We start from the raw sequence: 23,845 nt of genomic DNA, 5'->3' as shown, positions 1-23,845 counted from the left end.
GGCTCAGCCGGGTTTATCCCCGGGTTCGTCCGGCGCGGCCTGGACGAGTTCCGCGTCGTCGGCTTCCTCGACCTGCTTTTCGGCCTCGGCGGACGGGTCGGGGGCGAGCAACACCTGTATTGCGTTGTTGAGGAACGCGACCGTCGGCACGGCCAGCAGGGCGCCGACGATCCCGGCGAGCACCCCGCCGGTGGAGATGGCCAGCACCACCGCCAGCGGGTGGATCGACACCGCCCGACCCATCACCAGCGGCTGCAGCAAATGCGCCTCGAGCTGGTTCACCGCGATCAGCAAACCGAGCGTGATCAGCGCGTAGGCCAGGCCCTTGGCCAGCAGGGCGACCACCACCGCAAGCAAACCCGAAATCAGCGCACCGATCAGGGGGATGAACGCGCCGAGAAACACGATGGAGGCCAGCGGCAGCGCCAGCGGGATCCCCATGATCGCCAAACCCGTGCCGACGCCCGCGGCATCGGTCAGGGCGACCAGGAAGGTGGCCCGCACGTAGCCGATCAGCGACCCGTAGCCGGCGTTGCCCGCCTCGCGCACCCTGTTGCGGACGCCGACGGGAAAGATCTTGGTGACGTATGCCCAGATGTTGCGGCCGCCGTAGAGGAAGAAGATCAGCGTGAACAGCGCCAGCACGGCGGCGGTGACCAGCTCGGTGATCGTCGCGGCGGTCGAAAGCGCGCCGCTGGTGAGCTTGGACTGATTGTTGTGCAGCGCCTGGATCGCGGCGTTGCCGGCGTTGGAGATCTGTTCGCCGCGCAGATGCAGCGGCCCCTCGATCAGCCACCTGCGGCTGGAGTCGATGCTGCGGCTCACCTGCTCGGTCAGGTCGGGCAGGCCGTAGACGAACTGGATGATGACGAACGCCAGGATGCCGCCGAACACAGCGAATCCGCCCAACATGACCAGCGTGACGGCCGCGCCGCGCGCCAGGCCCCGTTTGTCGATCCAGTCGACCGCCGGCACCAGCAAAGCGCTGACCATCAACGCCAGCAACACGGGAACGACGATGACCTCGAGCTTCTTGACCACCCAGAGCAGCGCGACCACCGCGGCCAGGATGACGAGCAGGCGCCAGGACCACGCCGCGGCCTTACGGACAAGGGGTTCGACTGACCCAGCCTCCAGGGCGTGATCGGGGTTTGCCGGCATCCGGCCAGCCTATCTGGCGCCGACCCGCCCGCACGGCCGCTTGGCGTTGGCCGAACCCACCCGCCCGGCACGATCCGGTTACGACCCCGACACAGTCGGAGCCGCGCCGCGCTGGCCGCGCCACCTGCGCGGTTACCCTAAAGCACGTGTCGCCCGACGCCCCCGCCCGCAAGCTGGACTTGACGCGTGAAGCAACGCCGCGCGGCAAGTACTGGTGGGTGCGCTGGGTCATCCTGGCCATCGTCGCGGTCGTGCTTGCTGTCGAGATTTCGCTCGGCTGGAACCAGCTGGCCAAGGCCTGGATGAGCCTGTACGAGGCCAACTGGTGGTGGCTGATCGCGTCGGTGCTGGCGGCGGCGGCGTCGATGCACAGCTTCGCCCAGATCCAGCGCACCCTGCTGGGATCGGCCGGCGTGCACGTCAGGCAATTGCGGTCGGAGGCCGCGTTCTACGCGGCCAACTCGCTGAGCACCACGCTGCCCGGCGGACCGGTGCTGTCGGCGACGTTTTTGCTGCGTCAGCAGCGGATCTGGGGCGCCTCGACCGTGGTGGCGTCGTGGCAGCTGGTGATGTCCGGCGTGCTGCAGGCCGTGGGGCTGGCGCTGCTCGGCCTGGGCGGGGCGTTGTTCCTGGGCGCCAAGAACAACCCGTTCACGCTGCTGTTCACGCTGGGTGGCTTCGTCGCGCTGTTGCTGCTGGCCCAGGCGGTGGCGTCGCGGCCGGAGCTGATCGAGGGGATCGGCAGCCGGGTGTTGTCGTGGTTCAACTCCGTCCGCGGCAAGCCGGCCGACGCCGGCCTGGACCGGTGGCGCGAGACGCTCACGCAGCTCGAATCGGTGAGCCTGGGCCGCCGCGACCTGGGCGTCGCGTTCAGCTGGTCGATGTTCAACTGGATCGCCGACGTGGCCTGCCTGGGGTTCGCCGCGTACGCCGCCGGCGACCACGCGTCGGTGGCCGGGCTGACGGTCGCCTACGCGGCCGCCCGCGCCGTCGGCACGATACCGCTGATGCCGGGCGGGCTGCTGGTCGTGGAGGCCGTGCTGGTGCCCGGCCTGGTCTCCAGCGGGATGTCGTTGCCGAACGCCATTTCGGCCATGCTGATCTACCGGCTGATCAGCTGGCTACTCATCTCCGCCGTCGGCTGGGTGGTGTTCTTCTTCGTGTTCCGCACCGAGAACACCGCCGTCGCCGACGGCGACGACCCGATCACCGGTCCGCTGCCGGTGCTGCGCCTCGAACCGGCCGCCGATCCGACCGAGACCGCGCTGCAGGGACCGCTGCCGCCGCCGGAGCGGCAGCCGGAACGCGGCGCTGAGCCGGCTTTCTAGCGGCCATCGCGAGCGCGGCGGAGCGGGGCGACGCGGGTCGCCGCCATCGGGTCTAGCCGACGGTGTTCGGTCGCGGCCCGCCGATCGTGACGCCGGGCAGCGTGCCGCCCGGGGCGCCGGCGGCGGGCGGGGCGCCCGCGGGGTTGCCGGGCAGCGCGGGCAGACCGCCCGGAAGGCCGCCGGCCGCGCCCTGCGCCTGCTGCATCATGCCCATCGCCTGCGGGATGGTGATCGGCAGCTTGCACTGCATCGAGATGTTGGTCAGCGGCTGCGCGATCGACGTCATATCGCCGGCGACCTTGGGGTTGGCCTCGAAGTAGGACTTCAGCCCGGTGAACGATTGCGGCCCGGCCTGCTGCTGCAGGATCGTCGTCATCGCCTGGTTGGTCTCGGGATGCGAGTCCAGGTAGTCGCCCATCGACTTCGAGACCGAACCGATCGTCCGGGCGACCTCGCTGGCCGCGCACGGGTCGTTGGCGCCGGTGGCGGGCGGCCCGGCGAGGACGGCGAGGGCGGCGCCGGGCGCCGCGGCGGCGATCAGCCCGGCGAGAAGTCGGCGGCGCCTGGACGCGGTGCCTGTCGTCATGGTGAATCCCTTCGGCGTTTGCCAGGTGCGCGCGGGTCCCAAACACCTTGCAAACGGCTGCAATAGACGGGGCCTCATCGGCGGATTTCCCCATACCCCGCACGGCCATCCGACATCCTGCCATCGCCCCTATCACCGCTGCTAGCGCGTGTGACGGAAATCCCGGTTGGTCACCGGTTCACAACGACTGGGTGGCGTCTTCGCAACATCCGTGTCTTTGCAGCTCAGGAACCAGATAAGCCGACATAATCCACAGCCGGCTGCGGTATTCTCGCCTGCACGCATTGCGTGAGAGCCCGGGGAGTGAAGAAATCCAGCAGTTCATGATGCGCATCAGCCGCAGCCTGCGTAAGTACCGCTGGTTGGTCTTCACAGGCTGGTTGCTGGCATTGGTGCCGGCGGTGTACCTCGCGATGTCGCAGTCGGGGAACCTCACCGGTGGCGGGTTCGAGGTCGCCGGTTCGCAGTCCCTGGCGGTGCACGACCAGCTCGAGGACCTCTATCACGACCAGGGCGCGTCCTCGTTGGCGCTGGTGGCGGCCCCCCGCCCGGACGCCAGCTATCAAGACATCAACGACGCCGTCGCGATGCTGCGGCAGGTCGCCGGCGAGTTCCCGGGCGTCACCGAGGTGCCCAACCCCACCCAGCGGCCGCCGCAGCCCGACCGTCCCTACGTGGTGTCGCTGCGGCTGGACGCGCGCAACGCCGGCACCAGCGACCTCGCCAAGCAGCTCCAGCAGAAGGTCGGCGTCAAGGGTGACCAGGCGGGCCAGACCGCCAACGGCCGGGTTCGGCTCTACGTCATCGGGCAGGGCGCGCTGTCGGCCGCCGCGGCGGCGAACACCAAGCACGACATCGCCGCCGCCGAGAAGTGGAACCTGCCGATCATCCTGATCGTGCTGCTGGCGGTGTTCGGTTCGCTGGCCGCCGCGACGATCCCGCTCGCCCTCGGCGCCTGCACCGTCGTCGTCACGATGGGCCTGGTCTACCTGCTGTCCGCGTACACCACCATGTCGGTGTTCGTGACCTCGACGGTGTCGATGTTCGGCATCGCGCTGGCCGTCGACTATTCGTTGTTCATCCTGATGCGTTTCCGCGAGGAACTGCGCGCCGGGCGCCAGCCCAACGAGGCCGTCGACGCCGCCATGGCCACCTCCGGGCTGGCGGTCGTGCTGTCGGGGATGACCGTCGTCGCCTCCCTGACCGGCATCTACATCATCAACACCCCGGCGCTGAAGTCGATGGCCACCGGGGCGATCATGGCCGTCGCGGTCGCGATGCTGGCGGCGGCCACCCTGACGCCGGCGGTGCTGGCGACATTCGGGCGGGCGGCCGCCAAGCGCTCGCGCCTCTTTCACTGGTCGCGTCAGCCCGAGGGCACGCAGTCCCGGTTCTGGAATCGGTGGATCAGCTGGGTGATGCGCCGGCCGTGGGCGTCGGCGATCGCGGCGTCGCTGGTGCTGCTGATCATGGCCGTGCCGGCGGGGTCGATGGTGCTGGGCAACAGCCTGCTGCGCCAGTTCGACTCGTCGCACGAGGTCCGCGCAGGCGTCGGCGCGGCGGCCCAGGCGCTCGGGCCGGGCGCGCTGGGTCCGATCCGGGTGCTGGTCACCTTTCCCGACGGCGGCGCGTCCTCACCCGAGCACAGCCAGACGGTGGCCGCGATCCGCCAGAAGATGACGCAGGCGCCCAACATCGTCTCGGTGACGCCGCCGCAATTCGCCGAGGACAACGGCAGTGCCCTGGTGTCCGCGGTGTTGTCGGTGGACCCCGAGGACATGAAGGCCCGCGACACCGTCGGCTGGATGCGCGCGCAGCTGCCCAAGATCCCCGACCCGGGGACCGCGCGGGTCGACGTGGGCGGCCCGACCGCCTTGATCAAGGACTTCGACGACCGGGTGTCGCAGACCGAGCCCATCGTGCTGCTGTTCGTGGCGGCGATCGCGTTCGTGATGCTGCTGATCTCCATCCACTCGGTGTTCCTGGCGTTCAAGGGCGTCCTGATGACGTTGCTGTCGGTCGCCGCCGCGTACGGAAGCCTGGTGATGGTCTTCCAATGGGGCTGGTTGGAGGGCCTGGGCTTCACCCAGATCAGCTCGATCGACAGCACCGTTCCCCCGCTGGTGCTGGCGATGACGTTCGGGCTGTCGATGGACTACGAGATCTTCCTGCTCACCCGCATCCGGGAACGGTTCCTGCACTCCGGGAACACCCGCGACGCCGTCGCCTACGGCGTGAGCACCAGCGCGCGCACCATCACCAGCGCCGCCCTGATCATGATCGCGGTGTTCATCGGGTTCGCGTTCGCCGGCATGCCGCTGGTCGCCGAGATCGGCGTCGCGTGCGCCGTCGCCATCGCCGTGGACGCCACGGTGGTGCGCCTGGTCCTGGTCCCGGCGCTGATGGCGATGTTCACCCAGTGGAACTGGTGGCTGCCCGGGTGGCTGCGCCGCGTGTTGCCGTCGGTCGACTTCGACCGGCCGCTGCCCGAGGTCGACCTCGGTGACGTCGTGGTCATCCCCGACGACATCTCGGCGCTCACGGCGCCCAGCGCCGACCTGCGCATGGTGCTGAAGTCGGCCGCGAAGCTCAAACACCTTGCGCCCGATGCCATTTGCGTCGCCGACCCGCTGGCCTTCACCGGTTGCGGGCGCAACGGCAAGGCACCTCACGCCGAGCCCGCGGGCAGCCGCGGGCTGGGCCCCGGGCAGATCCCCCACCAGGTCAGCATCGACGACGAAGCCGGCAACGGGGCAAGCCCGGCCGCCGCCAAGAACGGCACCAACGGCCACTCGGCCGCCAAGAAGCGGGTCGGCGGCCTGGCGTCGCGCAACGGCATCGCCCGCGCGATCTCGGGGGACCGACCGGTTCACCCCGTCACGCTGTGGCGGGGGCGGCTGTCGGTGGCGATCGACGCGCTGGAGACGGGCGTCGAGGACTGCGAGCCGCCGAGGTACGAGCGGCGCAGCCCGGTGGAGACCACCAACGTGCAGCTGCCCACCGGCGACCGCCTGCTGGTCCCGACCGGCGCGGAGGCGCTGCGGCTCAAGGGCTACTTGATCATGTGCCGTAACAGCAGCCGCGATTACGCCGACTTTGCAGACATGGTGGACACCGTCGAGCCCGAGACCGCCGCGGTGGTGCTGGCGGGCATGGACAGCTATTACTGTTGTCAAACGCCCAGGCGGGAATGGATGGCAACGCAGCTAGTCCGCCGGCTCGCGGATCCACACCCTTCCGATTTCGGCGACGACCGGTGGTCGGAACCCGACGCCAAGGCAGACTGGGAAGATGTCAAGCAGCGCTGCCTGTCGGTGGCCGTAGCGATGCTGGAGGAGGCGAGGTGACGTTGGCATCCGAGCGACGCCCGGCGCCGCCACCCCAGCGGCCCGCCGGCGACCAGCGCAGATCCAACGGCGGGCCCGTCGGGCCGCTTCCGGACCCCGACCAGCCGGTGGAGTTCTGGCCGACGGCCGCCATCCGGTCGGCCCTGCAGAGTGGTGACATCGCCACCTGGAAGCGCATCGCCGCCGCCCTGAAGCGCGACCCGTACGGGCGGACCGCCCGCCAGGTCGAGGAGGTCCTCGAGGGGACGCGGCCGTCGGGCATCTCCAAGGCCCTGTGGGAGGTGCTGGAGCGCGCCCGCACCCACCTGGAGGCCAACGAGCGCGCCGAGGTCGCCCGCCACGTGCGGCTATTGATCGACCGGTCGGGCCTGGGCGAACAGGAATTCGCGTCGCGCATCGGGGTGTCGGCGGAGGAGCTGGGCACCTACCTCGACGGCAGCATCAGCCCGACGTCCGCGCTGATGATCCGGATGCGCCGGCTGTCGGATCGGTTCGTCAAGGTGAAGTCCGCGCGGCCGACCGAATCCGACTGATCACCGCGAATTGATCGGCCGCACGTCGGCCACCAGCCAGGTGCCGCCCTTCTTGGCCAGGGTCACCCGCAGCGCCGGGGCGACCTGACTCGGAGGCTGGCCGGGCGCGTTCTGCGTCACGCGCAGGATCACGGCCACGCTGGCCGCCGACGGCCCGAGGGCCTCGACGCCGGCCGCCAGCGTGGCGGCCTGCGCCGTGACGTTGTGCTGGGCCAGATCGGCGCTCGACTTCTTGTACTGCTCGCGGAACGCGTCGGCCTGCTCGGGCATCATCATCGCCGCGGCCCGGTCGATGGAGCTGGTCGGGGCGCTGGGCGTGAACGACGCCATCGCCTCGGCCATCCCCGTGGCGACCTGAACCACCTCCCGGGAGTCCTTCCTGAAGTCGCGGTCGGGACGCGTCCAGTGCGTGTAGCCGGTCAGCACCGCCGCGCACAGCGCGGCCGCGCACAGCACCACCACGGCCAGCCGCAGCCCGGGCGCGTCGTCGTCGGTGCCGACGCTGACCGAATCGCGGCGCAGCAGCCAGAAGTTCACGGCCACGCCCTCGGCGATCAGCACCAACAGCGCCGTGCATCCCGACACCCACCACAGCGGCCAGCCGAGGACCATCCCGATCGCCAGCAGGGCTGCGATGGCGGCCAGGGGCGCCACGATGTCGAAGGCCAGCAGTCGCCAGATGTTCCTCATCGGATGGATCCCAGCCCGGAGATCATCAGCTTGCCGTCGACGTTGGAGACGTCGAGCCGCAGGTTCCAGTGCACCACCTGCGGCTTGGCCCCGACGTTCTCGCTGACCGACGTCGCGATCAGCATCACCGAGTCCGTGCGGGTGGCAAACGGCGGCAGCTTGGTGGTCACCACCGGCCTCGACACTCCGGGCTGGGTGTCCAGGTCGCGGTGCACCGTCTCGATCGCCACCGCCTCGATCCGGCCGGCGCTCTGCGACTGCAGCTTCTGCACCACCTGCCGGTAGGGCTGCACGGCCGCGTCGAAGTCGGTGTTGAGCTCGCCGACCGTGCCGTCGTGCAGCTTCTGCAGGCTGGCGTCGATGTTGCCGCTGTTCATGTTGATCAGCACGCCGGTCCACTCCGCGGCGGTCTGCATGACGCGGGTCAGGTAGCTGCGCTCGGCGAGCTCGTCGCGGTGCGCGGACCAGATGAAGTAGCCGAACACCACGGCGGCCACCGCCAGCACGGCCAGGACGGCGGACGCGACGCCGTACGGGGAGAAGATCCGGGGGGCCGCCGGCTCGGGCTCGGGGGCGTCCTCGTCCTCGGATTCGGCGTCGTCCTCGACATCGACGTCGTCTTCGGAATCGACCTCGGCGGCGGGTTCGGCGTCGTCTTCGCGGTCTGACATGGGCCGATCGTTGCATCCAAAAGAAGATGGAAGGATGGCGGGGTGACTGTAGAGGCCATCCGATCGGGCGTCGACCTGAGCTTTGTCGACGCGAACGCCCGCCCCCAAGACGACCTGTTCGGCCATGTCAACGGCCGCTGGCTGGCCGACTACGAGATCCCCCCGGACCGGGCGACCGACGGCGCCTTCCGCGCGCTTTACGACCGCGCCGAGGAGCAGGTCCGCGACCTGATCGAGGAGGCCAGCCGGCAGGAACCCACCGCGGGCACCGCGGAAACTGATGCGCAACGCATCGGCGACCTCTACGGCAGCTTCCTCGACGAGCAGGCCGTCGAGCGCCGCGGCCTGGCCCCGCTGCTCGACGAGCTGGCGCTGATCGACGACTGCGCGGATCGCGACGCGCTGGCCGCCGTGATCGGCGCCCTGCAGCGCACCGGGGTCGGCGGCGGCGTGGCCTTCTATGTGGACACCGACGCCAAGAACTCCGCCCGCTACCTGGTGCACTTCTCCCAGTCCGGCATCGGCCTGCCCGACGAGTCGTACTTCCGCGAGGAGCAGCACGCCGCCGTGCTGGCCGCCTACCCGGAGCACATCGCGCGGATGTTCGGCCTCGTCTTCGGCGGCGATCACGCCGACACCGCGGCCCGGATCGTGGCGCTGGAGAGCAAACTCGCGGCCGCGCACTGGGACGTGGTCAAGCGCCGCGACGCCGACCTCACCTACAACCTGCGCGCCTTCGCCGGGCTGGCGGACGAGGCGGCGGGCTTCGACTGGAACGGGTGGGCGCTCGCCCTGGGCGGCTCCCCCGATGCCCTCGCGGAAGTGGTTGTGCGCCAACCTGATTACCTGACCGCCTTCGCGGCCCTGTGGGCCAGCGAAGACATCGAGGACTGGAAGCGCTGGGCGCGCTGGCGGGTGATCCGCGCCCGCGCGGCCTGGCTGACCGACGACCTCGTCGCCGCGGACTTCGATTTCTACGGTCGCCTGCTGACCGGCGCCGAGCAGATCCGCGAGCGCTGGAAGCGGGCGGTGTCGCTGGTGGAGGGCCTGCTGGGCGACGCCGTCGGAAAGCTTTACGTGCAGCGGCATTTCCCACCGGGCGCCAAGGCCCGCATCGACGCCCTGGTGGACAACCTGAAGGCGGCGTACCGCCTGTCCATCAGCGAGCTGGACTGGATGACGCCGCAGACCCGCGAGCGCGCGCTGACCAAGCTGGAGAAGTTCACCGCCAAGGTCGGCTACCCGGCCAAGTGGCGGGACTACTCGGCGCTGGTGATCGACCGCAACGACCTGTACGGCAACTACCAGCGCGGGTACGCGGTCAACCACGACCGCGAGCTGGCCAAGCTCGGCGGCCCGGTGGACCGCGACGAGTGGTTCATGACGCCGCAGACTGTCAACGCCTACTACAACCCGGGGATGAACGAAATCGTCTTCCCCGCAGCCATTCTGCAGCCGCCGTTCTTCGACGCCGAGGCCGACGACGCCGCCAACTACGGCGGGATCGGGTCGGTGATCGGCCACGAGATCGGGCACGGCTTCGACGACCAGGGCGCCAAGTACGACGGCGACGGCAACCTGGTCGACTGGTGGACCGATGACGACCGCACCGAGTTCGCCGCCCGCACCAAGGCCCTGATCGAGCAGTACGACGGGTACACGCCCAGGGCGCTCGACGCCAAGTACCACGTCAACGGCGCGTTCACCGTCGGCGAGAACATCGGCGATCTCGGCGGGCTGTCCATCGCGCTGCTGGCCTACCAGCTGTCACTGAACGGCGAACCCGCCCCGGTGATCGACGGGCTCACCGGCGTGCAGCGCGTCTTCTACGGCTGGGCGCAGGTGTGGCGCACCAAATCCCGTGATGCCGAGGCCATCCGGCGGTTGGCGGTGGACCCGCATTCGCCACCGGAGTTCCGGTGCAACGGCGTCGTCCGCAACATGGACGCGTTCTACGACGCCTTCGACGTGACCGAGGGCGACGCGCTGTACCTCGAGCCGCAGCGCCGGGTCAGGATCTGGAACTAGGGCCCCGCTCTACCGCGAGCATGCTTCGATCCGGGCGGGCACGTGCTTGTGCCACGGCGTGCCGGCGTAGGGGTCGCGCCATTCCGTCGAGGTGAGCGCGTTCGGGGCGACGCCCGGGACGACGGTGTTGCCGTCCTCGTCGACGTAGTCGAGGCCAAAACCGTTGGGCAGCGCGGCATGCCCGGCCAGCATGGTCTCGGTGATCTCGACGGCCACCTCGGCGCTGCCCGCCGCGGTGCTGACCCGGGCCCGTTGCCCGTCGGTGAGCCCCAGGGCCTGGGCGTCCTCCACGCTGACCCGCAACGCCCCGTCGGCGTCGCGTTTGCGCCAGGACGGGTCGCGGAAGATGTCGTTGGCGGTGTAGGCGCGCCGCTCGCCGACGGACAGCACGATCGGGAACTCCGCGGTGGTCAGCCGCGGCGGCGCCGCCGCCAAAGCCCTTAGTTCGTCCAGCATTTCGGGGATCTCCAGGGCGATCTTGCGGTCGGCGTGGCCGATGAGCGCGAAGTCGTCCTCGTATTCGTGCCGGGTGAAGGTGACGCCCGACGGGCTGGACAGGATCGCGTCGAACAGCGCGTTGCCGTCGGCGTGGCCGGCTCGCCGGACGGCCTCGGGGTAGGCCATGGCGGTCTTCTGGGCCAGCCCCCACGCGGCGGCGGCGCCGGCCAACCCGTCGGGCAGCGTGGGCCCCAGCGTCTCGTAGAGCACGTACGGAACCAGTTTGGCCACAGTGGGATTGGAGGCCACGGCGGTGAGGAACGCCTCGGCGTAGGCCTGACGGCCGCGCCGCGCGGCGTCGTGCAGCGGCCGCAGCTCGGCGTCGTCGAGCACGCCGAGGGCGCGCACCAGGCGCGCCCAGATCTCCGGTTCGGGCAGCGTACCCGGCAGCGGCGGCAGCAGCGGCCGGCGCAACTGAAAGGTGTTGGCGGGAAACTCGAAGTTGAAGAAGGTGGCCTCGGGCTTCTCGAACTGCGACGCCGCCGGCAGCACGTAATGGGCGAGCCGCGCGGTCTCGGTCATCGCGACGTCCACGACCACCATCAGTTCCAGCGCGCCGAAGGCCTCGCGGCACGCGGCCGAGTTGGCCAGCGAGTGCGCGGGATTGCTGCTCTCGACGATCATGGCCCGGAAGCGGTCCGGGTGGTCGGTCAGGATCTCCTCGGGCACCACGTTGCTCGGTATCAGCCCGGCGATGACGGGCGCACCGGTGACCGGCGTGCGCCCGGTGACCTGGCTGAACAGCGGGGCGAACGACGAATGCAGGTGCTGGCCACCCTTTTTCGCGAAGTTGCCGGTGAGGATCCACAGCAGCTTGTTCAGATACGAGCACAGGGTGCTGTTGGGCGCCTGCTGCACCCCGAGGTCCTCGAACACCGCGACGCTGGCGGCGGCGCCGATGCGCCGCGCGGCCGCGCGCAGCAGTTCCTCGTCGACGCCGCAGCGCTGCGCGTAGTCGGCGACCGGGACCTCGCGCAGCGCCGCGCGGACGGCGTCGGCGCCGCGCACGTGCTCGGCGAGAAACGCTTCGTCGCAAAGGTTTTCCTGGACGAGGATCCCGGCCAGGGCCGCCAGGCACCAGGCGTCGGTTCCGGGCCGCACCCGCAGGTGGAAGTCGGACATCTTCGCGGTGTCGGTGACGACCGGATCGATGACGATCATCGAGCGGGCCGGGTCCTTGGCGATCTCGTTGAGCACCACGCGGGCCCGCGGAAAGCTCTGCGACATCCACGGGTTCTTCCCCACGAACACCGACACCTCGGCGTGCTCGAACTCGCCCCGCGTGTGACCGCCGTACAGGTGCGCGTCGACCCAGGCCTCGCCGGTCTTCTCCTGCGCCAACGCATTCGAGCGGTAGCGCGCACCGAGGGCCTTCAGGAACGCGCCGCTGTAGGCGCCGCCCAGGTGGTTGCCCTGCCCGCCGCCGCCGTAATAGAAGATCTTGTCCCCGCCGTAGGCATCGCGGATGTGCTTGAACCCCTCGGCGATCTCGACGATCGCAGTGTCCCAGTCGATCTCCTCGAAGGTCCCGTCGGCGCGGCGCCGCATCGGCGCCCTCAGGCGGGCGCGGTTGTTCTGGTAGTGGTCCAGCCGCAGCGCCTTGTTGCAGGTGTACCCCTGCGACCCGGGGTGCTCCTTGTCGCCCCGGATGCGCGCCAGCCGGCCGTCCTCGACCTGCACGATGATCCCGCAGTTGCATTCGCACAGGATGCAGGCGGTCGGCTGCCAGTCGGTGGTGGTCATCGCGAATTCCCTTCGGAGAGCTCGGCTTCGAGCAGTCGGTGCAGCTGGCGGCGGACGACGTCGAGCGGGGTGAGGTCGCGCCGCACCCGGGCCAGCACGATCGCGCCCTCCAGCGCCGAGGTCGCCAGCACCGCGAATTCGCGGGCGCGGTCGGCCGCGACGCCGTCGGCGATGAAGCGCTGGGCGATCAGGTCGGACCAGCGGTCGAACACCGCCGCGGCGCGCTCGACGACCGGGGCCATGCGTTCGCGATCGGACCCGTCGCCCGCTTCGACGGAGACCGCGACGACCGGGCAGCCGGCGCGGAAGTCGGTCTCCAGGAGCTGCCGGCGGTACTTGTCGATCAGCGTGTCCAGCAGCTCGGGGCCGCCCTCGCTGTCGGCGATGATCGCGGCGACGTGGTCGCCCGCGTAGTCGACGGCTTCGCAGAGCAGTTGAGTCCGCCCGCCCGGGAAGTAGTGATAGGCCGACCCGCGCGGCGCGCCGCTGTGCTCGAGCACGTCCGAGATGGCGGTGGCGTGCGCGCCGCGCTCCCTGATCAGCAGCGCGGCGGACACCACCATCCGCTCGCGGGGGCTGCGCATATGTATGATGCTATACATAACCGGCGGGCCACGGAAGAGGCCACCACAAGCAAAAGCCCCCACCTTCGCGTCGAATGTGGGGGCCTTTACGTCGGCGTTGGAGCGATCAGTTCATCCAGTCGGCCGAGCCGTCGTTCTTCTTGTAGTCGCCGCCGGAGGAGTTCTTCACGATGATCGGATCCCCCGGCCCGAAGTTGTCGAAGAACCACCTCGCGTTGGACGGGCTGATGTTGATGCAGCCGTGGCTGACGTCCCGCTTGCCCTGGTCGTCCACCGACCACGGGGCGCTGTGCACGAAGTCCCCGACGTTGTCGAACCGGACGGCCAGCTCGACGGTGACCTTGTAGCCGTAGGTCGAGTTGACCGGGACCCCGTAGGTCGAGGAGTCCATCACCACCGAGGGCATTTTCTCCTGGACGTAGTAGGTGCCGTTGGGCGTCTGGTGGTTGCCGGACGTCATGCCCATCGACATGGGGATCGTCTTCTCCACGGTGCCGTTGCGCGTCACGGTCAGCTGGTGGGTGGAGTCGTCGGCGGTGGCGATCAGGGTGTCCCCGGTGTGGAAGCTGGACACGGTGCCGCCCGCGTCGACGGTCACGTCGGTGTGAGCGGGCCAGAAGCTCAGCGGCCGCCAGCGCAGCTGCGTCGGGGTCATCCAGTAGAACTTGCCCGGCACCGGCGGGGTCGACATCACGTGCACGGCGTCGATCGCGGCGCCGGCGTCGTCGACCCGCCCGGGGAAGTTGATGATGATCGGCTGGCCGACGCCCACCGTCGAACCGTTCTTCGGCACGATCGCCGGCGGCCCGAAGGGCGGGGTGCCGGTGAACGCCGTCGGGTTCTGCCCGGCGGCGGGACCCGCCGCCGCGGGCGCCGCACCCGGGAAGGGCAACGGCGGCGGCGCGAACGGGGGCGGCGGCGCGGCCAGCGGGTCGGGTGCCGCAGGCGGCGCGGGCGGTCCGGGCGGTGCGACGACCCCGGGGTCGCCGGGGGCGGGATCCGGGTCCGCCAGCGCGGGGCCGGCGCTGAGCACCAGCACACCGAACATTGACGCCACTCCGGCTGCCTTCAGCGCCGCGAAGAGGCCCTTCGACATATGCATCCCTCCAGTCGCTATCTGGGAAATAGTGTGGCATAGCGCGCAGGCCGGCTACCTCTTCGGCGAGCGACGACCGGACCGGGTACGGCCCGATTGGTGGCGCTGACCTGCGCAGCTATGAATTGCGTGAGCTTGCCGGGGCAACGTCCAGCGTCTGCCGGTTGGCCGCCATGGCGACCAGGGCGGCGGCCATCAAGCCCGCCGAGGCGCTCAGCATCAGCGCGACGCTGCGCTCATAGATCAGGCCGCCCGCCAGCGAGCCGGCCATGATCCCGACCTGGAACGCCGTCACGTACAGGCCCGACGCGCCGTCGGGGTCGTCGGCGCCGTTCCGCATCGCGGCGGCTTGCAGCATCGGCGACACGGCGGTGGCCATGGCACCCCACAACACGATCGCGGCGGTCCCGACGAGGGCCGTTGCCGCGGCGGGTGCGAAGCCGAAGGCGAGCGCGGTGAGCACCGTGAACGCGGCGGTCAGGCCCGCCATGCACAGGATGACGGCGCTCTTGGGCCGGCGGTCCAGGGACCGCGCCACCAAGCCGACGGCGATCACCCCGGCCGCGCCGTAGGCGGCCAGCACCCAGGCGAGGTTCGGTCCGCGCACGCCGACCACGTCGCGGATGACCACCACGATGTAGGTGTAGGACACGAAATGGCCGGTCACCCCGACCATGGTGATGAGGCTGACGACGATCAGCCGGGGATTGCGGTGGTGCCGGGCGCGCGGACCGACGCACTTGAGCTGGTCGTCGGTGAGCACCAGCTGGGGCAGCAACAGCCAGGCGGCCAGGGTGACGACGGCCGCGGCGACGGTGACGCAGGCCGCGGCCAGCCGCCAGCCCCACATCAGGCTCAAGGCGGCGGTGAGCGGGCTCCCGATCACCAGCGCCAGGCTGGTGCCGACGTAGATCGACATGGTGGCGCGGCCGGCGTGGCTCGGCGGGACCAGCCGCGTGGCGAGCGGGGCGATGATCGACCACAGCAGGCCGTGGGTGACCGCGCACAGCACCCGCCCGACGGCGAGCACCGCGAAGTTGGGCGCCAGCGCCGAGATCAGCTGCGACACCGTCAGGCAGACCAGGCTGAAAACCAGCGCGCGCCGGCGCGGCCAGTGGGCCGTCCAGCGCACCAGCGGGAACGTCGACAGCGCCGCCACCAGCGCGTACCAGGACAGCAGGGTGCCGACCAGGACCACGCTGACGTGCAGGTTGCGCGCGATCGCCGACAGGGCACCGACCGGCAGGATTTCCGCGGTGACGTAGGTGAACGCCGCGGCGGCCAGCACAGCCAGCTGCGCGGCGATCCGTGGCGTCCACGTTCGCCCTGCAGTGGGGGTGGCGGCAGTCATGGCAGTCATCGGTTAGGGCACGCAATCGGCCGGGCAAGGCTGCTGGCGAGATCACGCTGCACCTACCGTACGCACCGCAACAATAGGTTCCCGCAAGTTAGCGGTTCAACACGCCTACCAACCGGCGATCAGGAACGCACCAGCCGCGCGATGGCGGCCGAGGCCTCGGCCAGCTTGTCGTCAGCGTCGCTGCCGCCCTCGGCCACCGCGCGGGTGACACAGTGACTCAGGTGCTCGTCGAGCAGGTTGAGCGCCACCGAACGCAGGGCGCTGTTGACCGCGCTGATCTGGGTGAGGACGTCGATGCAGTACTTGTCTTCCTCGATCATGCGCGCGATGCCGCGCACCTGGCCCTCGATGCGCCGCAGCCGCTTGGCGTAGTTGTCCTTCTGCTGCGAATATCCGTGTGCACTCGTCACCGCTCGAGTCTACCCCATACCCCGACGGGGTATGACCCGCGCGTTTGCGGACGCGATGCGCCCGGCATACTTGCACGATGAGTCCCGGGCAGGCCACACCCACCGATTCGGCGCCGGTCGCCGACATCAAACCGCGTAGTCGTGACGTCACCGACGGCCTGGAGAAGGCCGCCGCCCGTGGCATGCTGCGCGCGGTAGGCATGGGCGACGAGGACTTCGCCAAGCCGCAGATCGGTGTGGCCTCGTCCTGGAACGAGATCACGCCGTGCAACCTCTCGCTGGACCGGCTCGCCACCGCGGTCAAGGAGGGCGTGTTCGCGGCCGGCGGCTACCCCCTCGAGTTCGGCACCATCTCGGTGTCCGACGGCATCTCGATGGGCCACGAGGGGATGCATTTCTCCCTGGTGTCGCGCGAGGTGATCGCCGACAGCGTGGAAACGGTGATGCAGGCCGAGCGCCTCGACGGCTCGGTGCTGCTGGCCGGCTGCGACAAGTCGCTGCCCGGAATGCTGATGGCCGCCGCGCGGCTGGACCTGGCGTCGGTGTTCCTCTACGCCGGCTCCATTTTGCCGGGGGTGGCCAAGCTGTCCGACGGCAGCGAACGCGAGGTCACGATCATCGACGCCTTCGAGGCGGTGGGGGCGTGCGCGCGCGGCTTGATGCCCCGCGAGGACGTCGACGCCATCGAGCGCGCGATCTGCCCCGGCGAGGGCGCCTGCGGCGGCATGTACACCGCCAACACCATGGCCAGCGCGGCCGAGGCGCTCGGCATGTCGTTGCCGGGCAGCGCGGCGCCGCCCGCGACCGACCGCCGCCGCGACGGGTTCGCGCGCCGCAGCGGCGAGGCCGTCGTGGAACTGCTGCGGCGCGGCATCACCGCCCGCGACATCCTCACCAAGGAGGCCTTCGAGAACGCGATCGCGGTGGTGATGGCGTTCGGCGGCTCGACCAACGCGGTGCTGCACCTGTTGGCCATCGCCCACGAGGCCGACGTCGCGCTCACCCTCGACGACTTCAGCCGGATCGGTTCGAAGGTGCCGCACCTGGCCGACGTCAAGCCGTTCGGCCGGCACGTCATGTCCCACGTCGACCACATCGGCGGCGTGCCGGTGATCATGAAGGCACTGCTGGACGCGGGCCTGCTGCGCGGCGACTGCCTGACGGTGACCGGCCGGACCGTCGCCGAGAACCTGGCCGCCATCGACCCACCCGACCCGGACGGCAAGGTGCTGCGGGCCCTGGACAACCCGATCCACCCGACGGGCGGCATCACCATCCTGCACGGATCGCTCGCTCCCGAGGGCGCGGTGGTCAAGACGGCCGGTTTCGACTCCGACGTGTTCGAGGGCACCGCAAGGGTTTTCGACGGCGAGCGCGCCGCGCTGGACGCCCTCGAGGACGGCACCATCACCCAGGGCGACGCGGTGGTGATCCGGTACGAGGGGCCCAAGGGCGGCCCCGGGATGCGCGAGATGCTCGCCATCACCGGCGCGATCAAGGGCGCCGGCCTCGGCAAGGACGTGCTGCTGCTGACCGATGGCCGGTTCTCCGGCGGCACGACCGGCCTGTGCGTGGGGCATGTCGCGCCGGAGGCGGTCGACGGCGGACCGATCGCCCTGCTGCGCGACGGCGACCGGATCCGACTCGACGTGGCCGCCCGCACCCTCGACGTGCTGACCGACCCCGCCGAATTCGAGGCGCGGCGAAGGGATTTCGCGCCTCCCCCGCCCCGCTACAAGACCGGGGTGTTGGCCAAGTACGTCAAGTTGGTCAGCTCGGCCGCAATCGGCGCGGTCTGCGGCTAGCCGCTCCCCGACCGGTAGGGGCCGGCCGGGGAGGGCGAATCTGGTTGCGTTCTAACCGATTTCGCTGCTACGCGTGGGTGGCCACCTCGCGCGTGCGCATGCCGAAGTAGGTCGCGTTGAGGCCCAGGAAGGCCAGCAGCCCACCCGCCACGACGTTCGACCAGATCATGCCGGCGCTCGGCGTGAAGCCCGGCAGGACCCAGAGCGCGACGATGACCCACACGCCGAGTACCGGCAGTGTCCAGGTCATGCCGTGCGCGCGGTCCAGTGTCGTCGCGAACCCGTACGCCAAGAAGGCCGCCGCGATCCCGGCGATCAGGTCGTTCGTGGCAAGCGACGCCGTCCCGCTGAATCCGACAATCCACGGCGACGCGGCGATGTACAGGGCCGTCAGCAGCGCCATCCCGAAGGTGACGTGCGCGCTCATCGACTCGGCGACCCGCTCGTAGCGGGCACGCAGAGCTAACAAATCCGGATGATGATCGATCGATGAATGGACTGTACTCATTTTGCAACCTTTCTGTTACACAGCAGGCTAATTGGGCTCATTGGTTAACCCACCCATCTATCCCAAGATTACGCTCGCTCGCCGCACACCAGCAACGAAAATCCGCCCGGTGGAGCAACGCCCGATCAGCCGACCGCGTAGCGTCGGGAGGCATGGACATCGCCGACCGACTGCGGCTCGATGTCCCGGTGGCGCAGGCCGGAATGGGCGGGGGCCTGGCGGGCGCGCCGCTGGCGGCCGCGGTCGCCAACGCGGGCGGCCTGGGAACCCTGGGCATCGCCACCCCGCGCCAGCTCCGGGCGTCGATCGACCAGGTGCGCGACCGGGCGCCGGGGCGCGCCGTCGCGGTAAACCTGTTGATGCCCTTCGTTCATCGCCGCCACGTCGAGGTCTGCGTCGACGCCCGCGTGGACGCCGCGGTGGTGGCCTTCGGCGAAAAGCGGGGGCTCGTCGAGCATCTGCGCCAGGCTGGAGTCTTCGTGTTCGTGATGGTCGGGACCGAGGCGCAGGCGCGCGCCGCGGTCAGCTGGGGAGCGGACGGTTTGATCGCGCAGGGACGGCAGGCCGGCGGGCACCTGGTGGGAACCATGCCGGCCCTGGACTTCCTCCCCCAAGCCCTCGGGGTGGCCGGCGAGCGCCCGGTCTTTCTGGCCGGCGGCATCGCCACCGCCGCCGACACCCGAGCCGCCCTGGACGCCGGCGCCGGCGGCGTCGTCGCCGGCACGCGATTCCTGTTGACCCACGAGGCCAACGCGAGCCGGGAGTATCAGCGGCGAATCCTGCGGGCGGACAGGACGATCGAGACCAACCTCTTCGGGCTGAGCTGGCCGCTGCGCCACCGCGTCATCCCCAACGCGGCGACCCGCCGCTGGTGCGGCGACGACGGGAAGGCCAAGGCCCTGCCCGCCGCGCTCAACGCCGCCAGCCGCCCGCTGTCGGTGCTGGGCTATTTCGACGCGGGGGCGCTGATGCGCCTGCAGTCGCCGGCCCGCCCGTTCTTCACCCCGCTGGCGCCGGTGGCCGGGGTGCCCGACGCCTGGTTGGACAGCGCCGCGCTGTATGCCGGCGAAACCGCTTTGCGGATCAGCGAACTCACCTCCGCCGAGCAGGCGGTCAAGGACCTCACCCCGCGCTGACGGCCTCAGCGCACCACCGCGAGCGCAAAACCGTCCCACTGCTTGGCCCCGACGGTCTGGAGCACGGCCGTGTCCAGCCGCGGGTTCTCGCCCATCGCCTGCAACGTCTGGCGCGTCGCCCGCACCTTGGCATCGGCGGACTGGGTCTCGAGGATCCGGCCTTCACGAATGACGTTGTCCACCACGATGACTGAGCCGGGACGGGCCAGCCGAACCGCCCACTCGAGATAGGCCGCGTTGTTCTCCTTGTCGGCGTCGATGAACACCAGGTCGAAGGGGCCGCCGTTCAGCGTCGGCAAGGTGTCCAGCGCCGCGCCGACGATCACCTCGACGCGGTCGGCCACGCCGGCGCGCTCCAGGTTGGACCGCGCGACGTCGGCGTGTTTCGGCTCGTATTCGAGCGTCACCACCCGACCTTCGGGTCCTGCGCCGCGCGCCAGCCAAATGGTGCTGAAGCCGCCCAACGTGCCGATCTCGAGGATGCGCCGCGCCCCGATCGCACCGGCCAGCAGCGACAGGAACTTGCCCTGCTGCGCCGAGACCGCGATCTGCGGCAGCCCGGCCGCGTCGCTGGCCTGCAGCGCCGCGGTCAGGGCCGGGTCGTCGCCCACCACCGTGCTGTCCAAGAATGCGTCGACGTCCTGCGGGGTCGGGTCTGCCGTCATGGCGCCCACGCTACCCGGGCGCCGGGCGCCAACCCACCTATTTACTGGATACCCCCATGGGGTATATAGTGGCCCTGCGAGTCCACGACGAGAGAGAAGGGTGATTGACATGGCAACCTATGAGGCTGGAACCCTGCTGAGCTGTGGCCACGAGGGCTGCGGATGCCGCGTTCGCATCGAGGTCCCCTGCCACTGCTCGGGCGCGGGCGAGCCGTACCGCTGCACCTGCGGCGACGAGCTGACGCCGGTCGAGTAGCTGCCGGGCCGGTCGTGCGTCCGGGCCTCGCGGACCACCACGAGTCAGCGCCCGAACGCGCGACCGGCCAGCTCCACCCCGCCCGCCAACCCGAGCGCGCCGGCCGACGCGCCCACCGCCACGGTGTATCCGCCCGGCGCGATGCGCCAGGCCCGCGCGCCGCCGTCGTAATGGGCGAGCAGGCGCGCGTCGGCCTCGATGCTCACCCGCCGGGTGGCGCCGGCCTCGAGCTCCACCCGCTCGAATCCCAGCAGCCGCAAGCACCGTTCGCCGGGGGCCGCGGTCAGGTACAGCTGCGGGACGTCGGCCCCGGCGCGGTCGCCGACGTTGGCGACGGTAAAGCTCGCGGACACGGTCTCACCGCCGCTCACCACCAGGTCGCGATACTCAAACCTGGTGTAGGACAAGCCATGACCGAACGCGAACATCGGCGTCAGCCCACGCTTGGCGAACCAGCGGTAGCCGACATCGGCCCCTTCGAAATAGTCGATGGTGGTCGGCGTGCCCCACGGAGCGCCGGGATCGGGCAGCTCCGGGCGCGGCGTCTGGCCGAGGTCGGCCGGGAACGTGATCGGCAACCGACCGGACGGATTCACCTCGCCGACAATAACTTCCGCGATCGCGCGGCCGCCGTCCTGGCCCGGGTACCAGGCCTGCACGATGGCGTTCACCGAGTCGCGCCAGGGCATCGTCACCGGGTTGCCGGTCTCGAGCACCACGACCGTGTTCGGGTTGGCCGCCGACACCGCGGCGATCACCGCGTCCTGGCCCCACGGCAGCGACAGGTCGGCGCCGTCGAAGCCCTCGCCTTCGGCGCGGACGGCGAACACGATCGCGACGTCGGCCCGCCGCGCCGCCCGCGCCGCCTCCGCGGGGCCGAGGCCGGGGTCAAACTCGATCTGCGCCTGGGGAAGTCGTTGACGCAGCTCGCTCAGCGGGCTCGACGGCAGCAGGTACAGGTTGCGCAGGCCGGCCTCCAGGCCCGGGCCGCCGATCGGGACCACCGCGGCGTACCCGCCGGGCGGGACGACGGCGGCCGAGCCGTAGCCGGCCGCGACACCCACGTGCGCGTACCCGCCGATGACGGCGATGCGTGCGCTCGACTCCGCCGCCAGCGGCAGCGCCCCGCGGTTGGCCAGGAGCACGATCCCCGCGCGGGCGACCCGCAGCGCAATCTCGTTGTGCGCGGCCATGTCCGGTGCGGGTGCGGCGTCGGAACGATCGACTCCGACCGCGAACATCGACCGCAGGATCCGGCGCACCATGTCCGACAGGCGCCCGGCGGGCAGCCTGCCCTCGGCGTGCGCGGCGCGCAGCGGAGCCCCGAACGCCTCCGACTGCCACAGCAGCGCGTCGATCTGCGCGCCGCACTCCTGGTCGAGGCCCGCCAGCGCGCATTCCCAGCTCGGCGTCGCGCCCCAGTCGGACATGACCCAGCCGCGATACCCCCAGGCGCCCTTGAGCACGCCATTGATCAGGACGTCGTTGGCGGCGGCGTAGTCGCCGTTGATCTTGTTGTAGGCGGCCATCACGGCGCCCGGCTCTGAACGTTCGATGGCCATCTCGAAGGCCAGCAGGTCGGATTCGCGGTGCGCGTCGGGTTCGATGACCGCGTCCAGAAAGTGCCGGTTGGTCTCGTTGGCGTTCAAACAGTAGTGCTTGACCGTCGAGATGACGCCCTCGCCCTGGATGCCCTTGACCGATTCGGCGGCGATGGTCGCCGTCAAAAGCGGGTCCTCGGAGACGTATTCGAAGTTGCGGCCGTTGCGCGGGTCGCGGGCGAGGTTCATGGCCCCGGCGAGCTGCACGTTGAACCCACGGCTGCGGGCCTCCCGGCCGATCAGGCCGCCGGCGGCGCGCGCCAGCGCGGGATCGAAACTGGCGGCCAGCGCCAGCCCGGCGGGCAGGGCGGTGGCCGTGTCGCCCGGGCGGTAGCCGGGGTTGGTGACGCCGAGCCCGGCGTCGCTCATGGACAGCGCCGGGACGCCGAGCCGCGGGATCCCCGGCACGTACCCCGCGCTCATCGGGACACCCGGCGGGATGCGTTCGTCGCGCAGCGGCCACAGCTCCCCGGCGCCCATGACCCCGACCAACAACGAGAACCGCTCGTCGTCGGTCATCTGGGCCTCGACCTCGCGGGCCCGGGCGTCGGGATCGTCGAGACCGCTCATCGCACACCCTCTTTGGCGTACACGACGCGCAGCACGTGCCCAAGTTCCGGCCCCATCACCAGCTCGGCTAATTCGCAGATCGTCGCGACGAACTCCGGCCCGTGCGGCGGCTCGGCCCGGCACAGATGGTGCGCCACCTCGTGCAGCATCACCAGCTCGCGCAGCGCCCAGTCGGCGGTGTCGCGGTCGGGAACCGCGATAGTGCCTGCGCCGTCGCGGTTTTCGTAGTGCGCCGCGGTGGCGGCGCGGCGCGGCCGCACCCGCAGCGGCGCGACGTCCGGCCAGCGTCGCCGCACCGACGGCAGCGCGAGCACGTCGTCGACGTAGCGCTGGGCGGCGGCCACCGACCCGAAGCGCCCCTCCGGCGGCAGCGTCAACTGGGTGCCGAAGAACTCGACGGCGGGCGACCCGTGCTCGGCGGCGCGGTCGAAAAGGCTGCGGACGAAGTCCTCGGCCGCATAGACCCTGGCGCGCTGCGAATCGCGGGCCGCTGTCACCGGCGCAGCGCGCTCCGCGCTCCGGGCAGTTCGGGGCTGTTCCCGAGCCGCGCCCGCCGGCCGGCCCGGTCCCCCGCGCGCCGCGCCGCCGACGAGTACCCCGCCGTCGCGCGACTGACCTGGTAGGTGCCGCGCGCCTTCGACGCGCCACGGTAGAAGTCGCGCAGCTCAAGTTCCTTGTCCCGCAAGGCGATAGCGGTGCCGGGCGGTCGGCGGCGATCCTTGGTCGCCTCGCGGGTGGCCTGCTCCCGGGCCTCGGCCAGCCGCTGACCGACCCGGGCCCCGAACGCGAGCTGAAAGTTCAGGCGCGCGGTGATCGTCGGCGTGGGCCGATGCGCGCCGGAGGCGAGGTAGGCGTCCGACGCCCGCACCATCTGGACGACCAGGCTGGCGTAGAGGGCGTGCGTCGCGTCGATGTCCTCGGCGAACCCGTACGCGTAGACGAACGTCGAGTTCGACGCCACGTCGCAGCGCACATCGTTGGCGGCGGCGATCACCACGAAGAGCTGCACGTACGTCCGCAGCCCCCGGGTGCCGGCCGCGCCGATGGTGATGGTCCGCTGCGTCGGGGCCTGCACCGGCGAGCGCTTGGCCGCGTGCGACCGCGCCACCGCCAGGTCGATGGAGGCCGCCGTCGCCAGCCGCTGCGCGGCGCTCATGAAGGCGTCCGCCTCGTGCGAGTTGTCGGTGCCCTCGGCCTGACGCAACAGCGCGGCGATGCGAGCCAGCATTTTGTCGTCAGTCATGTGCGCCAAACTAACGCAACGAGACG

The 23,845-nt window shown here is 70.6% G+C and carries 21 protein-coding genes; 7 read left to right on the top strand and 14 right to left on the bottom strand.

Going from position 1 to position 23,845, the window contains the following annotated elements; genetic code table 11:
* Positions 1-3: 3 nt before the first annotated feature.
* A complete protein-coding gene (locus AWB89_RS07560; protein ID WP_085172612.1) occupies positions 4-1,161 on the bottom strand; it encodes an AI-2E family transporter in 1,158 nt (385 codons plus the stop codon).
* Between the two features lie 146 nt (positions 1,162-1,307).
* Here AWB89_RS07560 and AWB89_RS07555 point away from each other — a divergent pair, with 146 nt between their 5' ends.
* Positions 1,308-2,489 (top strand): lysylphosphatidylglycerol synthase transmembrane domain-containing protein, encoded by a 1,182-nt coding sequence (locus tag AWB89_RS07555; protein ID WP_085172610.1) that lies wholly within the window; start codon positions 1,308-1,310, stop codon positions 2,487-2,489.
* 52 nt (positions 2,490-2,541) lie between these two features.
* Here AWB89_RS07555 and AWB89_RS07550 read toward each other — a convergent pair whose 3' ends face one another.
* A complete protein-coding gene (locus AWB89_RS07550) occupies positions 2,542-3,075 on the bottom strand; it encodes a hemophore (RefSeq protein WP_085172748.1) in 534 nt (177 codons plus the stop codon).
* A 323-nt stretch (positions 3,076-3,398) separates the two neighbouring features.
* Between AWB89_RS07550 and AWB89_RS07545 the strand changes: the two genes are divergently transcribed.
* A complete protein-coding gene (locus tag AWB89_RS07545; protein ID WP_085172608.1) occupies positions 3,399-6,422 on the top strand; it encodes an MMPL family transporter in 3,024 nt (1,007 codons plus the stop codon).
* On the top strand, positions 6,419-6,955 hold the full coding sequence (locus tag AWB89_RS07540; protein ID WP_085098620.1) for a transcriptional regulator: 537 nt from the start codon (positions 6,419-6,421) through the stop codon (positions 6,953-6,955). Before AWB89_RS07545 ends, AWB89_RS07540 begins: the two co-directional genes overlap by 4 nt.
* Here the strand turns inward: AWB89_RS07540 and AWB89_RS07535 are convergent, their stop codons facing one another.
* Together AWB89_RS07535 and AWB89_RS07530 are read right to left on the bottom strand one after the other, a co-directional pair.
* A complete protein-coding gene (locus tag AWB89_RS07535; protein ID WP_085172606.1) occupies positions 6,956-7,645 on the bottom strand; it encodes a hypothetical protein in 690 nt (229 codons plus the stop codon).
* Complete coding sequence (locus tag AWB89_RS07530) at positions 7,642-8,316, bottom strand: hypothetical protein (protein WP_085172604.1); 675 nt, start codon at positions 8,314-8,316, stop codon at positions 7,642-7,644. Before AWB89_RS07530 ends, AWB89_RS07535 begins: the two co-directional genes overlap by 4 nt.
* Before the next feature lie 42 nt (positions 8,317-8,358).
* Between AWB89_RS07530 and AWB89_RS07525 the strand changes: the two genes are divergently transcribed.
* Positions 8,359-10,344, top strand: a complete 1,986-nt coding sequence (locus AWB89_RS07525) for a M13 family metallopeptidase (protein WP_085098611.1) — start codon at positions 8,359-8,361, stop codon at positions 10,342-10,344.
* A gap of 9 nt (positions 10,345-10,353) precedes the next feature.
* Here AWB89_RS07525 and AWB89_RS07520 read toward each other — a convergent pair whose 3' ends face one another.
* The 5 genes from AWB89_RS07520 to ricR form a co-directional block, all read right to left on the bottom strand.
* Positions 10,354-12,585, bottom strand: a complete 2,232-nt coding sequence (locus AWB89_RS07520) for a molybdopterin-dependent oxidoreductase (protein ID WP_085172602.1) — start codon at positions 12,583-12,585, stop codon at positions 10,354-10,356.
* Positions 12,582-13,169, bottom strand: coding sequence for an LmrA/YxaF family transcription factor (locus tag AWB89_RS07515; protein WP_085172600.1), 588 nt, complete (start codon positions 13,167-13,169; stop codon positions 12,582-12,584). Before AWB89_RS07515 ends, AWB89_RS07520 begins: the two co-directional genes overlap by 4 nt.
* A 106-nt stretch (positions 13,170-13,275) precedes the next feature.
* Positions 13,276-14,265: a L,D-transpeptidase gene (locus tag AWB89_RS07510; RefSeq protein WP_085098602.1), complete on the bottom strand. Its 990-nt coding sequence runs from the start codon at positions 14,263-14,265 to the stop codon at positions 13,276-13,278.
* A 118-nt stretch (positions 14,266-14,383) separates the two neighbouring features.
* Positions 14,384-15,625, bottom strand: coding sequence for an MFS transporter (locus AWB89_RS07505; RefSeq protein ID WP_085098599.1), 1,242 nt, complete (start codon positions 15,623-15,625; stop codon positions 14,384-14,386).
* A 119-nt stretch (positions 15,626-15,744) separates the two neighbouring features.
* The gene (gene ricR, locus AWB89_RS07500) at positions 15,745-16,035 is read right to left on the bottom strand and encodes a copper-sensing transcriptional repressor RicR (RefSeq protein ID WP_085098596.1); all 291 of its coding nucleotides are present in this window, start codon (positions 16,033-16,035) and stop codon (positions 15,745-15,747) included.
* Positions 16,036-16,112: 77 nt separating this feature from the next.
* On the opposite strand from ricR, the gene ilvD reads away from it, so the two are divergent.
* The gene (gene ilvD / locus AWB89_RS07495) at positions 16,113-17,840 is read left to right on the top strand and encodes a dihydroxy-acid dehydratase (protein WP_085098593.1); all 1,728 of its coding nucleotides are present in this window, start codon (positions 16,113-16,115) and stop codon (positions 17,838-17,840) included.
* Positions 17,841-17,907: 67 nt separating this feature from the next.
* On the opposite strand, the gene AWB89_RS07490 is transcribed toward ilvD, so the two are convergent.
* The gene (locus tag AWB89_RS07490; RefSeq protein WP_085172598.1) at positions 17,908-18,348 is read right to left on the bottom strand and encodes an SPW repeat protein; all 441 of its coding nucleotides are present in this window, start codon (positions 18,346-18,348) and stop codon (positions 17,908-17,910) included.
* A 152-nt stretch (positions 18,349-18,500) separates the two neighbouring features.
* Between AWB89_RS07490 and AWB89_RS07485 the strand changes: the two genes are divergently transcribed.
* Positions 18,501-19,484: an NAD(P)H-dependent flavin oxidoreductase gene (locus AWB89_RS07485; protein ID WP_085172596.1), complete on the top strand. Its 984-nt coding sequence runs from the start codon at positions 18,501-18,503 to the stop codon at positions 19,482-19,484.
* 5 nt (positions 19,485-19,489) lie between these two features.
* Here the strand turns inward: AWB89_RS07485 and AWB89_RS07480 are convergent, their stop codons facing one another.
* On the bottom strand, positions 19,490-20,149 hold the full coding sequence (locus AWB89_RS07480) for an O-methyltransferase (RefSeq protein WP_085172594.1): 660 nt from the start codon (positions 20,147-20,149) through the stop codon (positions 19,490-19,492).
* A gap of 109 nt (positions 20,150-20,258) precedes the next feature.
* Here AWB89_RS07480 and mymT point away from each other — a divergent pair, with 109 nt between their 5' ends.
* Complete coding sequence (mymT, locus tag AWB89_RS07475) at positions 20,259-20,405, top strand: copper-binding metallothionein MymT (protein ID WP_082958757.1); 147 nt, start codon at positions 20,259-20,261, stop codon at positions 20,403-20,405.
* A gap of 44 nt (positions 20,406-20,449) precedes the next feature.
* Here the strand turns inward: mymT and AWB89_RS07470 are convergent, their stop codons facing one another.
* From AWB89_RS07470 to AWB89_RS07460, 3 genes are read right to left on the bottom strand one after another with little or no spacing between them, the layout of a single operon-like run.
* Complete coding sequence (locus AWB89_RS07470; RefSeq protein WP_174627817.1) at positions 20,450-22,576, bottom strand: beta-glucosidase; 2,127 nt, start codon at positions 22,574-22,576, stop codon at positions 20,450-20,452.
* On the bottom strand, positions 22,573-23,073 hold the full coding sequence (locus AWB89_RS07465; RefSeq protein WP_085172591.1) for a TIGR04338 family metallohydrolase: 501 nt from the start codon (positions 23,071-23,073) through the stop codon (positions 22,573-22,575). Before AWB89_RS07465 ends, AWB89_RS07470 begins: the two co-directional genes overlap by 4 nt.
* The gene (locus AWB89_RS07460) at positions 23,070-23,819 is read right to left on the bottom strand and encodes a DUF2786 domain-containing protein (protein WP_085098579.1); all 750 of its coding nucleotides are present in this window, start codon (positions 23,817-23,819) and stop codon (positions 23,070-23,072) included. Before AWB89_RS07460 ends, AWB89_RS07465 begins: the two co-directional genes overlap by 4 nt.
* Positions 23,820-23,845: the final 26 nt, after the last annotated feature.

Origin of the sequence: Mycobacterium paraense, assembly GCF_002101815.1 — a bacterium.
In the GTDB taxonomy this organism is placed as follows: Bacteria; Actinomycetota; Actinomycetes; order Mycobacteriales; family Mycobacteriaceae; genus Mycobacterium; species Mycobacterium paraense.
This window is presented reverse-complemented; position numbering and strand designations above follow the sequence as displayed.